Here is a 13,676-nt window from a genome sequence, read left to right as displayed (position 1 = left end):
CTGATGGACCGCTGGACCCTCGAGCCGGGAGAGGCGGAACGCCAAGGCCGTCATTCCCGAAGCCGGTTGCCTCCACGCCCGCGCGAGCGGGACGCTGCAGGGTGGGTATGGACAGCGCACATGGACGTGCGCGGTAGGCGATTCAGCCATGGATGGCTGCATCGCCGGTCCATACCCACCCTGCAGCGGCACGCGTCCCCCACGAGGCCGTGATCCGACGGACCAGCCCGCCCGCCAGCCAGCCCTCCGGCCCTCCGGCCCTCCGGCCCTCCGGCCCTCCGGCACAGTCGAAACAACAACTTGCGCGAGGTCCAGCGCAACTGCCATAATGCGCGGCTCCCGTTTTTCCGGGAGACCCTTGCCCCACGGCGTCCGCCAGGACCGACCGGGGGCTGTCCCGGCCCGCGGCACCGCGTCGCGGCCGATATCCACAAGGAAACAACATGCGTCACTACGAGATCGTGTTCCTGGTCCACCCGGACCAGAGCGAACAGGTGCCGGCCATGGTCGAGCGCTACAAGACCCTGATCGAAGGCGGCGAAGGCAAGATCCACCGCCTGGAAGACTGGGGCCGCCGCCAGCTGGCCTACCCCATCGACAACCTGGTCAAGGCCCACTACGTCCTTCTCAACATCGAAGCCGGCCAGTCCGTCCTCGACGAGCTGGTCGAAGGCTTCCGCTTCAACGACGCCATCCTGCGCCACCTCGTGATCCGTCGCGACGAGGCCGACACCGAGCAGTCGCTGATCATGAAGAACAAGGACGAGAAGCCGGAGAAGTCCGACCGTCCGGAGCGCGGCGAGCGCCGCCGCCGTGACGACGAGGAAGGCGAGGGCGAGAAGCCCGCCGCCGATGCCGACGACAACTCCGAAGCCGCCTGAGGATCGCCCACATGTCCAAGTTTTTCCGCCGCCGCAAGTTCTGCAAGTTCACCGCCGAGGGCGTCAAGGAGATCGATTACAAGGATCTCAACACCCTGCGCCAGAACCTGACCGAGAACGGCAAGATCGTCCCCAGCCGCATCACCGGCACCAAGTCGAAGTACCAGCGCCAGCTCGCCACCGCCGTCAAGCGCGCGCGTTTCCTGGCCCTGATCCCGTACACCGACAACCACAACGTCTGATCCCGCGCCGCCCGCCACGGGCGGCCCGGCCACCGTCCATTCGGACAGCAACGGTTGCGGCGCGCGTGGGCGCGCCGCTAACGAATACGGAGTACATCCCATGGATCTGATCCTTCTCGAGAAGGTCGTCAACCTCGGCAACCTCGGCGACAAGGTCACCGTGAAGCCCGGCTACGGCCGCAACTTCCTGGTGCCGCAGGGCAAGGCCGTCCCGGCCACCGCCGCCAACCTGGCCAGCTTCGAGGCGCGTCGCGCCGAGTACGAGGCCAAGGCGCAGTCGAGCCTGGACGAGGCCAACAAGCGCGTCGCCGCGCTCGAAGGCGCCAGCGTCACCGTCTACGCCAACGCGTCGACCGAAGGCAAGCTGTACGGCTCGGTCGGCCCGCGCGACATCGCCGACGCCCTGACGAAGGCCGGTACCCCGGTCGAGAAGTCCGAGGTGGTGATGGGCGAGGGCGCCTTCCGCACCGTCGGCGAGTTCGAGGTCGTCGTGCACCTGCACGCCGACGTCGAGACCACCGTCAAGGTCGTGGTCGAACCCGAAGCCGCCTGAGCCTTCGGGCCCGGGACCAGGAACGGGCGCCGCAGGGCGCCCGTTTCCGTTTTCGGACCTGTCTGCCTCGGACAGGTCCGTCGCGGGCAGGCGCGTCCGGCGTGAGCCGGTCGCGGCTCCTGCGATACCCACCGGTTATCCACAGGGTTGTCTGCAACGCATCCCGGCCGGGGGCCAGTACGATGTCAGTCCGACACAGCACCAGGGGCCGCGGCGACGGTCCTGCCAGGGGAGTCCCGATACCGATGAGCGCAAGACCCGGCTTCAAGCGTGATCGCCGCGACCTGCACGGCCGCGGAGATGCCCGGGTCGAGCAGCTGCGCCTGCCGCCGCAGTCGGTCGAGGCCGAGCAGGCGGTGCTGGGCGGCCTGATGCTGTCGCCCGAGTCCTACGACCGGGTCGGCGACCAGCTCGACGAGGTGGACTTCTACCGTCGCGACCACCAGCTGATCTTCCGCGCCATCAAGGAGCTGGCCGAGCGCAACCGGCCCTTCGACGCGGTGACGCTGGGCGAGTGGTTCGAATCCCAGGGTGAGTCCGAGCTGGTCGCCGGCGGCGCCTACCTGGTCGAGCTCGCCACCACCACGCCTTCGGCCGCCAACATCGTCGCCTACGCCGAGATCGTGCGCGACAAGGCGGTGCTGCGCCAGCTGATCGAGGTCGGCACGGAGATCGTCAACGACGGCTTCCAGCCCGAGGGCCGCGACAGCGCCGAGATCCTGGCCAAGGCCGAGCAGGAGGTGTTCGCGATCGCGGAGGCCGGCAGCCGCGGCCGCCAGGATTTCACCGCGGTCAACCAGGCCATGGCCGAGGCCTTCGACGTGCTGCAGACCCGCTACAACAGCGGCGGCGGCATCACCGGCCTGCCCACCGGCTACGTCGAGTTCGACGAGATGACCGCGGGCCTGCAGCCGACCGACCTGATCATCCTGGCCGCGCGCCCGGCCATGGGCAAGACCACGCTGGCGCTCAACATCGCCGAGTACGCGGCGATGAAGACGAAGAAGCCGGTGGCGGTGTTCTCGATGGAAATGTCGGCCAGCCAGCTGGCGCTGCGCCTGATCTCGTCGGTGGGCCGCGTCAACGCGGCGCGCCTGCGCACCGGCCAGCTCGAGGACGAGGACTGGAGCCGCATCTCCAGCGCCATCCGCCTGCTGAAGGAAACCAAGATCTTCATCGACGACACGCCCGCGCTCTCGCCCGACGCCCTGCGCGCCAAGGCGCGCCGGCTCAAGCGCGAGCATGGCCTCGGCATGATCATGATCGACTACCTGCAGCTGATGGCGGTGCCGGGCAACAGCGAGAACCGCGCGACCGAGATCTCCGAGATCAGCCGCTCGCTGAAGGCGCTGGCGAAGGAGCTCAACGTGCCGGTGATCGCGCTCTCGCAGCTCAACCGTTCGCTCGAGCAGCGCGCCGACAAGCGCCCGGTGATGGCCGACCTGCGCGAGTCCGGCGCCATCGAGCAGGACGCCGACGTGATCGTCTTCATCTACCGCGACGACTACTACAACAAGGAAAACTCGCCGGACAAGGGCCTGGCCGAGGTGATCATCGGCAAGCAGCGTAACGGCCCCACCGGCTCGGTGAAGCTGAAGTTCTTCGGCGAGTACACGCGCTTCGACAACCTGGCCCACGACTCCGTCGGCAGCTTCGAGTAGGGACGCCATGGCCCTGCCTGTTTCCGAACGCCCGACCCGCGCACTGGTCGACCTCGACCGCATCGCGGGCAACCTGCGCGCGATCCGCGAGCACGTGAAGGTGCCGGTGATGGCCATCGTCAAGGCCAATGCCTACGGCCATGGCCTGGTGCCGGTGGCGCGGCACCTGCAGTCGGTGGGCGTGGAGCACCTGGGCGTGGCCTTCCCTGAGGAGGGCATCGCGCTGCGCCGGGCCGGCATCACCGTGCCGATCCTGGTGCTGGGCGGCGTGTTCGCGCCGCAGGTCGCGCAGTACATCGCCCACGACCTGCAGATCACGGTGTCGTCGCTGGAGAAGCTGCACCAGGTCGAGGCCACCGCCGAGGCCATGGGCCGCCGCGCCACCGTGCACCTGAAGATCGATACCGGAATGCAGCGCATCGGCGTGCACGCCTGGAGCGCAGGTCCCTTCATCGAGGCCGCGGTGGCGTCGCGCTGGATCGACCTGGCCGGGATCTTCTCCCACCTGGCGTGTGCCGACGAGCCCGACTCGCCGATGACCGCGCTGCAGCTCGAGCGCTTCGACGAGGCCTGTGCGCACTTCACCCGCATCGGCGCGCCGATGCCGCCGCGGCACATCGCCAACTCCGGCGGCGTGCTGCATTTCCCCGAGGCGCGGCTGGACATGGTGCGGCCCGGGATCATGCTCTATGGCGTGCTGCCCGGCGCGGCCTGCCGCCCGACGGTGGCGCTGGAGCCGGCCATGAGCCTCGTGTCCAGGGTGGTCTACTTCAAGGTGGTGGAGGCCGGATACCCGGTCAGCTACGGTGCGACCTGGGCGCCGCCGCGCGACACGCGGGTGGTGACCGTTCCGATCGGCTACGGCGACGGCTACCCGCGCGCGCTGTCCTCGCGCGGCTCGGTGCTGATCCACGGGCGCCGCTTCCCGATCGTCGGCCGCGTGTGCATGGACCAGTTCATGGTCGACATCGGCGACCACAGCGCGTGGAACGAGGACGAGGTGGTGCTGATCGGGCACCAGGACGGGGCCGAACTGCGCGCCGAGCAGGTCGCCGAGGCCGCGGGCATGATCCCGTACGAGGTACTCGTCGGGCTCAACGACCGGATCCCGCGGGTGTATCGCGGCGCTGGCTTTCCGCTGGCTGAATAGGGTTTCCGCCCGTCACTTCACGCGGACGCATCCGCGGGTAGCTTGGCCCTGTTCATCCAACAGGGCGCCCGCCGCCCGCCACAGGAGCCTCCACGATGCGCACCTCTCCCAGAATCCTGCTTGCTTCCCTGGCCGCCGGCGCGGTCATGCTGACCAGCTGTGCCAGCTACACCGGCCAGACCAGCGATCCCAACGACCCCAACCGCACCCGCACGGGCGCCCTGGTGGGCGCCGGCATCGGCGCGGTGGCGGGCCTGCTCAGCGGCTCCGACGCGACCGAGCGCCGCCAGCGCGCCCTGGTCGGCGCCGGCGTGGGCGGCCTGGCCGGTGGCGCGGTGGGTGCCTACCAGGACCGTCAGGAAGCCGAGCTGCGCCGCCAGACCGCCGGCACCGGCATCGTCGTCGACCGCGAGGGCGACGTCATCAAGCTCAACCTGCCCGACGGCGTGACCTTCGACTTCAACAAGACCGAGCTGAAGCCGCAGTTCTACCCGGCGCTCAACAATGTCGCGCGCACGCTGGCCGACTACAACCAGACGATCGTCGAAGTCGCCGGCCACACCGACAATGTCGGTGGCGACGCGGTCAACCAGCGCATTTCCGAGCAGCGCGCGTCCTCGGTGGCCAACTACCTGATCGGGCAGGGCCTGATGCGCGAGCGCTTCGAGATCGTGGGCTTCGGCAAGTCGATGCCGATCGCCGACAACGCGACCGAGCAGGGTCGCGCCCTGAACCGCCGCGTCGAGATCCGCGTGGTGCCGCTGCAGGGCTGATTGCGGCACTGCTTCGCGAAATGAAGGGCCGCAGCGATGCGGCCCTTTTTCTTGCCACGGATGAACGCGGATCTGCCCAGATGGAACAACCGCTTTTTCATCCGTGGCAAGAAGCCCTTCGCTTTTCTGCTCTTCAGCCCTGCGCGTCGTGGCGCGTGCGTACGGCTTCGATGCGGCGTGCGGCGCGTTCCAGCCACCACAGTGCGCCGGCCGCCAGCAGCCAGGCCAGGAACCAGGGCCAGCGCGGGCCGGTGCCGGGGAGTGTGCCGTCGAATCCCCGGCCGCTGCCGGACCGGGCGTTGCCGGTGGCGCGCTGCGACGCCATCGAAGCGTCGGCAGTGCCTGGCGCGCCGTGGCGGTCGATCGCGGCCAGGCGCAGCGTGGCGTCCCGTCGCTCCCGTGCGGCGAGGCCGGGGAGCGCATCGGCGGGGTGTACGTAGAGCATCGGTGCGGTCTCGCCTTCGCCCGCGCGATGCCATCCGCTGCGCTCGGGCCACAGGGCGCTGCACTCCGCGGAGCGAGGGTCGTGCAGCGGGTGCAGGCGCGTTCCGTCTGCCGCGACGACGGCCGTGCCGGGTTCGAAGCCGCACAGCAGCGTGCGTTGGCCCGCGCGTGCGATGCCTTCGAAGCGCGGCCGTGGCCGGGCGCGGGGACGTGCCAGCACACTGGTCGCTTCGCTCCACAGCCGCGCATGACGCGCACCGTGGCCGGCAAGCACCAGGCGGAAGCTGTGGTCGAGATTCCAGGCCGCGATGCGGCCGCGCCCGGCCTGGCGCCAGCGCGCCAGCGAGGTGCCCGAGGCATCGTCCAGCAGCGACACCGAGCCGGCGGCGTGCAGCGGATAGGGCTGGCGCGCGAGTGCAGGCATGGCCTCGTTGCCGGTGCCGGCGGCATCGGGTGCGGATCCCGGACGCGCATCGGCGTCTTCGGCTTCCGGGCGCCGGGGTCCGTCCAGCACGACCATCGCGTCTCCCGCGGGCCCGGCTTCGCCGAGTGCGAAGCCAAGTTGCCGCAGTGCCTCGCGCGTGGCGGCGTCGGGCCGGGCGGTGATGCGCAGCATCAGGCCTAGCCCCTCGTCCACAGCGGCAAGCAGCGCGCTCCGCGCATCCGCACCGAGGCCGGTCCATGCGCGTTCGTCGACGATGGCCAGGTCGAACTCCGCCAGCGTTTCCGCATCGAAGGCGAGCGGCCCGTCGCCCAGGGCAATGCCGCCGCCGAGGGCCATGCGGCTGTGCAGCCGGAGGCCGGCGTCGGTGGCCCACCGACGCAGGTACTTCAGCTCGGGGTTGGGTGCGCCGGCGAACAGCAGCAGGCGTGCGCCGTCGCCGGGCCGGGCATCGACCGGGACCACCGCTTCGGGCCCGTCCTGAAGCCGCAGCCGGAACAGCGCGGGCCCCGACGCGCGTACCGGTGCCTGCAGCTGGAAGCGGCCCTCGGCGTCCGGAATGGCGCGATCCTGCACCGTGCCTGCGGGATCAAGCAGTTCCACCGGCGTGTCCCCGGCGTCCTCCATGCGACCGGACACGCGGAGCAGGCCGCCGGTGGCGACGCGCGCCGGGGCCTGCAGTTCGACCAGGCCATGCGGCGGCGCCGGGGGATCGAAGCCGAGCGGCAGGCCGCGCGCCGCGTCGAGATCGCGTGCTTCCAGTCCCGCACCGAGTACCTGGAGGCGAGTGCTCCGTGGATGCATGCGCCGTGCCGTTGCGAGGTCGGGCATCGCCTGCGCGCCCGCGGCGGTGGCCGCGTCGGCGCCGGCCTCGGGCAGGGCGACGAGGATGCCGCCGTCCCGCGCGGCATCGCGGGCCGCCTCGATGTCCGTGTCCGAGGTCATCACCACGAGGCGGGCGCCGTCGAGCGGACGGCCGGGCGGGAACAGCACTGCGTGCAGGGCCGCGACGCAGGCGAACTGCAGGAGGAGGATCGCCGCCATGCGGGAGGCGGCGGGTCGCGCCAGCGCCGGCAGGCGCCGCCAGCGCAGGGCGTGGCGCAGGGAAGCGACCACCGCCGCCAGCCCGAGCAGCCCCGCGACCATCGTCTCCACGCTCATTCGCCGACCTCCTCGCCCAGGGCGTCGAGGTAGGCCCTGCCGGTGGCATCGGCTTGCGTGCGCAGGCGCGGTGCGGCGGGCGGCGGCGTGGCCAGTGGCCAGAGCAGCGCGCGCAGCCGGTCGAGGCAGGCAATGCAAGCGGGTTCGCGCTGGACGGCGTCGACCGCGGCCATCAGTGCGAGCGGGTCACCGCTGCGGCCCTCGTTCGCGGCCAGCCATGCCTGCAGCGCGCCGAGGTCGATGGCGGCGGCTTCATCGGAGGCATTGCCCAGCGCGTGCCAGAGCAGGGCCGGCACGTCCTCTTCGAGGTCCGCGGGTGGCAGCGGAGCGCGGCGGCTGGCAACGCCCTCGCGCTCGCCCGAAAGCCTGCGGCTGAAATCCACCGGCGGCAGGCCGCTGCCTGTGCGTGCGAGATGGATCCGGTCGGACTGCTGGATCTCCTTGACCAGGGCCAGGGCGCGGTTGGCCGGTGGCAGCGCGTCGCGTGGACGCGCCTGGCGCAGCGCGAGCTCGGACTGCCACATCTCGCCCAGGGCGCGGCGCAGCAGGGCGCGGGTCTTCGGGGCGAGCAGGGTGGCGGCCTCCGGAATGTCGTGGACGTGGCCGAATTCCTCGAGCACGTTGTCGGCCTCGCCGAAGCCGGTGCGGCCGGGCTCGCCAGGCGCGGCATCGCCTGCGGACGCGTGGTCGTGGCCGTGTCCGTCGGCCTGCGGGGTGTCGGGTCGCCCGTCGTCGCGGTCGCGGCGATGGCCATCACCGTCGCCGTCGCCGTCGCGGCCATCCTGACGCTGCGCGGACACCATTTCGCGCCAGGCCTCGGCCTCGTCCTCGGCGTCGTTGGTCGGCAGCAGGATGGGCGGTGGCGGCAGGTCTTCCGCATTGACGTGGTCCGTCGACGCCAGGGTGGGCGCGCCCTCGCTTTCCTCGCCCAGGAACTGGCCATAGCGCAGGCGCAGCAGGCGCTGGTCGACGGCGATCGTGTCCGAACGTGCGGCGAAGGCCTCCTCCTGCAGCCGCGGCCGCTCGGCGATCAGGGCCTCGGCGTCGATGATGATCTGGCGCTGGCTGGCGAAGTAGGCCGGCAGCACCTTCTGCAGCACGCCGTCCATGCCGCTGTCCGCGCGCGCTTCGGGAGGCGGCCAGCGCAGGATGTGGCTGGCGCTGCGCATGGACTGCGCGCGACCGGGGCGGTTGTCGCGGACTACGAAGTGCACGATCAGGTCGTCACCCTCGGAAAGGCCGAGCGCGTCGAGGTCGAGCTGCTGGGAGAATCGCTTGTGGCGGCGGTCGCCGCGGCCGGTGATGCGCCGGACCTCGTCGCGGAAGCCGATGTTCTCGCCGCTGCCTTCGGTCATGGTCAGGTGCATTTCGGCGGCTGCGGCGAGACCGTGGTCGTCCTCGGCCTCGAAGGCCAGGGTCCAGCGTGGCTGGCCCTTCGTGCGCAGGTTGAGGGTCTGTGCCGGAGCGCTCACGCGGATCGAGGGCGGGCGGTCCTGGATGACGTCGATGCGATGCAGGGTGTCGTCTTCCCGGGGCACGTCGGCACTGGCGGCGATGCGATAGAGGCCGGGCTGCTCCGCGGTGGTCTCGGCGCGCCAGAGATCGCCGGCGCGCTCGAGCGGGATGCGCCGGCCGTCGACGAACTCCAGCGCCACCGCGTCCGGGACCGGCGCGAAGCGCAGCGTCCAGGCCAGCGTCGCGCCTTCCGGAACCCTGGCGTCGAGGTCGTCGCTTTGACGCCCGGGCAGTCCGGTGTAGGTGGGTGGGGAGATGGCAAGGCTGCGCTCGACCAGCTGCAGGGTGCCCGGTGAAGCCGGGCCGGGCGCGCGGGATGTGCTGTCGCCTGTCGCGGAAGCCGCCGGCGGGACTGCGGCCCACGGCATCGCGATCGCGATGACCACGGCAGCGGCAGCCGTGCTGGCGGCGATGCCGGCAAGCGGCCAGGGTGTGCGGATACCGGCGGTCTCCGGCGAAGGCAGCCGCTGCTCGATGCGCTCGCGCTGCAGGCGCGCCAGCGGCGGCAGGCCTGCGGGATCCGCGGCGAGCAGGGCGCTGCTGTCTTCAAGCCGCGGGTGGCCGGCGTCGAGGCGGCGCTGCAGCCAGGCCCGGTCGAGCCGCCGTGGAAGCCGCCAGGCGATTGCGATCGCCACCAGCAGCGCTGCCAGGGCTACGCCTGCGGTCGGCGCGGGATGTTCTCCGCCGAGGCGCCATGCGAGTACGCTCGCCGCAGCGGCCCAGGGCAGCGCATAGGCCAGGGTGATCCCCGACAGGCGATGCCGCGCGGCAGTCAGCAGGCGATCGAAGGCGTTCGTGCTCATGGCTGCCGCTCCCTGCGCGTGCCCGAGGCGAGCCAGCGCTCCAGCAGGCACAGCAGCGCGATGGCCAGCGCCAGCCAGGGCGACAGCTCGCGCAGGCCCTGCGGCCAGGGGCCAACGTTGCCGGTCAGCGGAGCGTGTTCCGCCGCCAGGACCCGCGCAGGCGGGGGAGGAGGCTGCAGCGCGGCGCGCAGGCGATGCGGGAAGTCGGCTTCCAGCAGGACGGGCATGGCCTCGGGCTCGAGGGCGCGCGTCCACTGCAGGACGTGGCCGCTGCCGAGCGCGGTGCCGCGCAGCAGTGGGCGGCCCTGGTCGTCGTGCCACAGGGTTGGTGCGCCGTCGAGCGCGGCCAGGCGGACGTCGTGGGCGAGCAGGGCGGTGCCGCCGGCTTCGATCCAGGCCATCGCTTCGGCCGGCAGTTCGCCGGCTGCGAGCCAGGCGTGGACTTCGAGGCCCGTGGAGGCCCTGGCTGCCCGCACTTCGCCAGGCTCGCCGACCATCGCGTCACCGGTATCGCGGGCGTGGTCGCTGCTGCCGTGGCCGCTGTGGTCGCCGGCATCATCATGGCGTGCTCCATCGCGAGGCTCCTGCCAGGCGGCGGAAACGGCTCGAAGGTAGCGTGCGCCGGTGCCGTTTCCGGCATCGCGAATGATGATCGTCGGTGTCGGTGTCGGTGTCGGTGTCGGTGTCCGAGCGCTGCTGTTGCTGTCCGCGTCGTCTGCAGTGCCGCCCACGATGTCGCCCGCGGCCCGGTCATCACCCGCGGGTACCACCCGCCACTGCACCGGACGCGACAGCCGCGGGCGTTCGGCATCGACGCCGTCCAGCACGGGCGGAACCAGCACCACCAGCGGCGTGACCGTCGGCATGCGCATGTCGAGTTCGCGCAGGAGACTGATGGTTGCGGGGCCATGGGCAGGCGCAGGTGCATCGCCAAGAGCGGGAAAGCCCGGAGCGAGCCAGCGTCGCTGGACAGTCGTGCCGTCGTTCCTGCCATCTGTATCGCCATCGCCATCGCCATCGCCATCGACATCGATGTCGCGGCCGGCCTCCGCTGTGGCGGCGGCGCCATCGCCGACGTGGCGGGCATCGCGAAGCGCCTCGGCAGCCACGCCCGGCGCGGCCACGATCCACGCCGCGTCGCGGCCCTCGAGCGGCAGCACCGGCCGCGCCAGCAGCAGCGCCAGCAGTGCGACCAACAGCAGCCGCAGGGCAAGCAGCAGCCGCTCCTCGAAGCGCAGCCTGCGTCGCGGCCGGACCCTCGCCGAGAGCCAGCGCAGGGCGGCGAAGTCCACCGGCCGCTGGTCCTCCCGTCGCGCCAGGTGCAGCAGCAGCGGCAGTGCGAGCGCGGCCAGGGCGAGCAGGCCCGCGGGCAGCAGCAGGCCGGGCATCACGGCGCCCCGGTCCGCGCGCCGCCAGGGGCGGAGAAAAGTCGCCGCAGCGGCAGGTCCAGTGGCTCGTCGAGTACGTACTCCACCTGGCGGATGCCGGCCGCCGCCAGGCGCGCCGTCTGTTCGCGCCGCGCGGCGCCGAAGCGTTCGAGGAAGTCCGCGCGCATGGCGGCGCCGTCGCCGCCGAGTTCGCCGCCGCCTTCGACGTCGCGGAACAGATGCCCGCCTTCGAAGGGGAAGTCGCGCTCCTCGGCCGTCAGCACGCGGATCACCAGCACCTCGCGCCGGGCGGCGGCCAGGCGTTGGGCCAGCTCCAGCGCGGCGCTGTCGAAGCCGTCGGTGAGCAGCAGCACCAGGTCGTGCGGCGCGATGCGTCCGTGCAGCGGCGCGAGCGTCTCCGGAGATGGCCAGCCGCCATCGGCGCGCAGCGCCCGGAGCGCGAGCAGGCAGCGGTCGCGGTGCCGCGGTCCGGTAGCGGCGGCCTGCATGGCAAGCCCCTCGCCGTTCACGCCCGCCAGCCCGAAGCGGTCACCCTGGCGCAGCGCGATCTCCATGCTCGCCGCCGCCAGCCCGCGCGCCGCATCCAGCCGCGACCAGTCCGGCCGCGCGCCGTCGGCCTGGGCCATCGAGGCGCTGGCGTCGATCAGGATCCAGAGCGTCAGCGGGCTGTCGCGCTCGGCCTCGCGCACGAACCAGCGGTCCGAGCGTGCGTAGAGCTTCCAGTCGACCTGGCGCGGCTCGTCGCCGGGTTCGTAGGGGCGGTACTGCGCGAACTCGATGCCGGCGCCGCGGCTGCGGCTGGCATGCAGGCCGAAGCCGCGGTCGCCGCGGGCCAGGCGCGGCGCGATCGTGAGCTGCCGCAGCCTTGCGCGGACCTCGGGCGCCAGGATCCCGGGCGTGGACATCGCCCCGCGTCGCTCAGGCTGCGGGCGCGGGCACGGCCCGGAGCAAGGCCGCGACCACGTCGTCGGCGTCCTTCTGCTCGGCCTCGGCGGCGAAGGACAGCAGCAGGCGATGGCGCATCACCGGCGCGGCCAGCGCCTGCACGTCCTCGCGCGTGGCGGCGTAGCGGCCGTGCAGCAGCGCGCGCGCCTTCGCCGCCAGCACCAGCGACTGCCCGGCGCGCGGGCCGGCCCCCCAGCGCACCCAGTCGCGCACCGCCTGCGGTGCGTCGGGGCCGGGCCGGCTGGCGCGCACCAGGCGCGTGATCCAGCCCAGCAGGTCATCGCCCAGGTGCACCTCGCGCACCAGCGCCTGCAGCGCCAGCACTTCGTCGCCGCCCATCACCCTGGGGACGTCGGGGCTGCGGCTGCCGGTGGTCTGCAGCAGGATCTCGCGCTCCTCGGCCTCGCCGGGATATTCGACGCGCACGTGCAGCAGGAAGCGGTCGAGCTGCGCCTCGGGCAGCGGATAGGTTCCTGCCTGCTCCAGCGGGTTCTGGGTGGCGAGCACGAAGAACGGCGAGGGCAGGGCGTGGGTGGTGCCGCCGTAGCTCACGGTGCGCTCCTGCATCGCCTCCAGCAGCGCGGCCTGGGTGCGCGGCGGCGTGCGGTTGAGCTCGTCGGCCAGCAGCAGGTGGGTGAACACCGGGCCGCGCTGGAACTTGAACATGCGCCGGCCGGTGCCGTGGTCCTCCTCCAGGATCTCGGTGCCGAGGATGTCGCTGGGCATCAGGTCGGGGGTGAACTGGATGCGGCGGAAGCCGAGGTCGAGCGCCTGTCCGAGCGAGCGCACCAGCAGGGTCTTGCCGAGGCCGGGCACGCCTTCGAACAGGCAGTGGCCGCCGGCGAGCAGGGCCACGAGCATCTGCTCGACCACGGCCTCCTGGCCGACCACGGCGCGGGCGATGGCGGCGCGGAGGGCGTCGAGGCGGGCAAGCTGTTCGCGGATGCGGGATTCGTCGAGGGGCTGGCTCATCGTGCTGCGGGTGGTCCTGTGTCTTCTATGGGAGGAGGGGCCGCGTCATGCGCTCAGCGCGTAGACGACGATGTTGACCGCGAACTTCGTGTTGTCCTCGGCCAGGAAGCGCTTGTTGCGCCAGTCGTAGTCCCATTCGCAGCCGTAGTCCTTGTTGCTGTAGAGCACGCCCAGGCGACCGTCGACTTCGATGCCCTTGAGGTAGTCGTGGACCAGGTCGTCGCCCCAGCCGTTGAGCTCGTAGCTGGTCGCGGGCGGGCCGTCGGGGAAGCGGAAGAAGCTTGAATACAGCGCGTGGTCGTTGGGCAGCTTGCGCATGGCGTCGCCGCCGAAGATGTCGGCCATCTGGCGTTCGAAGGATTTCGCGAACAGGCCGTCGATGTCGTGGTTGCAGTCGTCGACGAAGACGAAGCCGCCGTTGCGCACGTAGCGCTCGAAGTTGCGCCGCTCGGCCGGGCTGAACTCGACCAGCTTGTGTCCGGCCAGGTAGCAGAACGGCGCCAGCAGCATCTTCGGGTCGGAGAGCGCGACCACGTGCTCCTCCGGGTCCACGCGCAGGCCGGTGTAGTCGACCAGGGCGGTGGCGAGGTTGGCCGGCATGCGCTGGTCGACGTCCCAGTCGCCGGATTCGTACTTGAGGCGGGTGAACCAGAAATCGTAGCCGGCGTTCGCGCGGGCGGCCGCCGGCAGGGCGGCGGCCGCGATGCCGGCGGCGATCAGGCGCAGCGCGCCGCGGCGGTCCACGT

Annotated in this window: 12 protein-coding genes; 6 read left to right on the top strand and 6 right to left on the bottom strand. The window is 71.8% G+C overall.

Annotated features, from left to right (window positions below; all coding sequences use genetic code 11):
* Nucleotides 1-443 precede the first annotated feature (443 nt).
* The 6 genes from rpsF to H9645_RS01195 all read left to right on the top strand — a co-directional run bounded on the left by rpsF (nt 444) and on the right by H9645_RS01195 (nt 5,260).
* Nucleotides 444-881 (top strand): 30S ribosomal protein S6, encoded by a 438-nt coding sequence (rpsF, locus tag H9645_RS01220; protein WP_191727912.1) that lies wholly within the window; start codon nt 444-446, stop codon nt 879-881.
* A gap of 11 nt (nt 882-892) precedes the next feature.
* Nucleotides 893-1,123 carry a 30S ribosomal protein S18 gene (rpsR, locus tag H9645_RS01215; RefSeq protein ID WP_055247656.1) on the top strand — a complete coding sequence of 77 codons (231 nt, stop codon included), beginning with the start codon at nt 893-895 and terminating at the stop codon, nt 1,121-1,123.
* Nucleotides 1,124-1,223: 100 nt separating this feature from the next.
* Nucleotides 1,224-1,676 (top strand): 50S ribosomal protein L9, encoded by a 453-nt coding sequence (gene rplI, locus H9645_RS01210; RefSeq protein WP_191727911.1) that lies wholly within the window; start codon nt 1,224-1,226, stop codon nt 1,674-1,676.
* Nucleotides 1,677-1,921: 245 nt separating this feature from the next.
* Entirely contained in the window at nt 1,922-3,337 is a 1,416-nt protein-coding gene (locus H9645_RS01205) for a replicative DNA helicase (protein WP_191727910.1), read from the top strand.
* 7 nt (nt 3,338-3,344) lie between these two features.
* Entirely contained in the window at nt 3,345-4,487 is a 1,143-nt protein-coding gene (gene alr, locus H9645_RS01200; protein ID WP_191727909.1) for an alanine racemase, read from the top strand.
* 95 nt (nt 4,488-4,582) lie between these two features.
* Nucleotides 4,583-5,260, top strand: coding sequence for a YiaD family glycine zipper/OmpA-like lipoprotein (locus H9645_RS01195; protein ID WP_191727908.1), 678 nt, complete (start codon nt 4,583-4,585; stop codon nt 5,258-5,260).
* 133 nt (nt 5,261-5,393) lie between these two features.
* On the opposite strand, the gene H9645_RS01190 is transcribed toward H9645_RS01195, so the two are convergent.
* Genes H9645_RS01190 through H9645_RS01165 form a run of 6 tightly spaced genes read right to left on the bottom strand, consistent with a single transcriptional unit; the run spans nt 5,394 to nt 13,674 of the window.
* On the bottom strand, nt 5,394-7,307 hold the full coding sequence (locus tag H9645_RS01190) for a carboxypeptidase regulatory-like domain-containing protein (RefSeq protein ID WP_191727907.1): 1,914 nt from the start codon (nt 7,305-7,307) through the stop codon (nt 5,394-5,396).
* Entirely contained in the window at nt 7,304-9,625 is a 2,322-nt protein-coding gene (locus tag H9645_RS01185; RefSeq protein ID WP_191727906.1) for a hypothetical protein, read from the bottom strand. Before H9645_RS01185 ends, H9645_RS01190 begins: the two co-directional genes overlap by 4 nt.
* Nucleotides 9,622-11,013 (bottom strand): BatA domain-containing protein, encoded by a 1,392-nt coding sequence (locus tag H9645_RS01180; RefSeq protein WP_225217903.1) that lies wholly within the window; start codon nt 11,011-11,013, stop codon nt 9,622-9,624. Before H9645_RS01180 ends, H9645_RS01185 begins: the two co-directional genes overlap by 4 nt.
* Entirely contained in the window at nt 11,013-11,918 is a 906-nt protein-coding gene (locus tag H9645_RS01175; protein WP_191727904.1) for a DUF58 domain-containing protein, read from the bottom strand. The genes H9645_RS01180 and H9645_RS01175 overlap by 1 nt, the downstream gene beginning before the upstream one ends.
* 13 nt (nt 11,919-11,931) lie before the next feature.
* Complete coding sequence (locus H9645_RS01170) at nt 11,932-12,930, bottom strand: AAA family ATPase (protein ID WP_191727903.1); 999 nt, start codon at nt 12,928-12,930, stop codon at nt 11,932-11,934.
* A 45-nt stretch (nt 12,931-12,975) separates the two neighbouring features.
* Entirely contained in the window at nt 12,976-13,674 is a 699-nt protein-coding gene (locus H9645_RS01165) for a DUF4159 domain-containing protein (RefSeq protein ID WP_191727902.1), read from the bottom strand.
* Nucleotides 13,675-13,676: the final 2 nt, after the last annotated feature.

Source organism: Luteimonas colneyensis (assembly GCF_014836665.1).
GTDB lineage: Bacteria > Pseudomonadota > Gammaproteobacteria > Xanthomonadales > Xanthomonadaceae > Luteimonas > Luteimonas colneyensis.
Note: the sequence above shows the minus strand (reverse complement) of the source record. Positions and strands in the feature narration are given on the sequence as shown.

Excerpts from the sequence above, each read along its gene's own strand:
- rpsF (WP_191727912.1), top strand. The coding sequence starts at position 444 with ATGCGTCACTACGAGATCGTGTTCCTGGTCCACCCGGACCAGAGCGAA.
- rpsR (WP_055247656.1), top strand. The coding sequence starts at position 893 with ATGTCCAAGTTTTTCCGCCGCCGCAAGTTCTGCAAGTTCACCGCCGAG.
- rplI (WP_191727911.1), top strand. The coding sequence starts at position 1,224 with ATGGATCTGATCCTTCTCGAGAAGGTCGTCAACCTCGGCAACCTCGGC.
- H9645_RS01205 (WP_191727910.1), top strand. The coding sequence starts at position 1,922 with ATGAGCGCAAGACCCGGCTTCAAGCGTGATCGCCGCGACCTGCACGGC.
- alr (WP_191727909.1), top strand. The coding sequence starts at position 3,345 with ATGGCCCTGCCTGTTTCCGAACGCCCGACCCGCGCACTGGTCGACCTC.
- H9645_RS01195 (WP_191727908.1), top strand. The coding sequence starts at position 4,583 with ATGCGCACCTCTCCCAGAATCCTGCTTGCTTCCCTGGCCGCCGGCGCG.
- H9645_RS01190 (WP_191727907.1), bottom strand. The coding sequence starts at position 7,307 with ATGAGCGTGGAGACGATGGTCGCGGGGCTGCTCGGGCTGGCGGCGGTG.
- H9645_RS01185 (WP_191727906.1), bottom strand. The coding sequence starts at position 9,625 with ATGAGCACGAACGCCTTCGATCGCCTGCTGACTGCCGCGCGGCATCGC.
- H9645_RS01180 (WP_225217903.1), bottom strand. The coding sequence starts at position 11,013 with ATGCCCGGCCTGCTGCTGCCCGCGGGCCTGCTCGCCCTGGCCGCGCTC.
- H9645_RS01175 (WP_191727904.1), bottom strand. The coding sequence starts at position 11,918 with ATGTCCACGCCCGGGATCCTGGCGCCCGAGGTCCGCGCAAGGCTGCGG.
- H9645_RS01170 (WP_191727903.1), bottom strand. The coding sequence starts at position 12,930 with ATGAGCCAGCCCCTCGACGAATCCCGCATCCGCGAACAGCTTGCCCGC.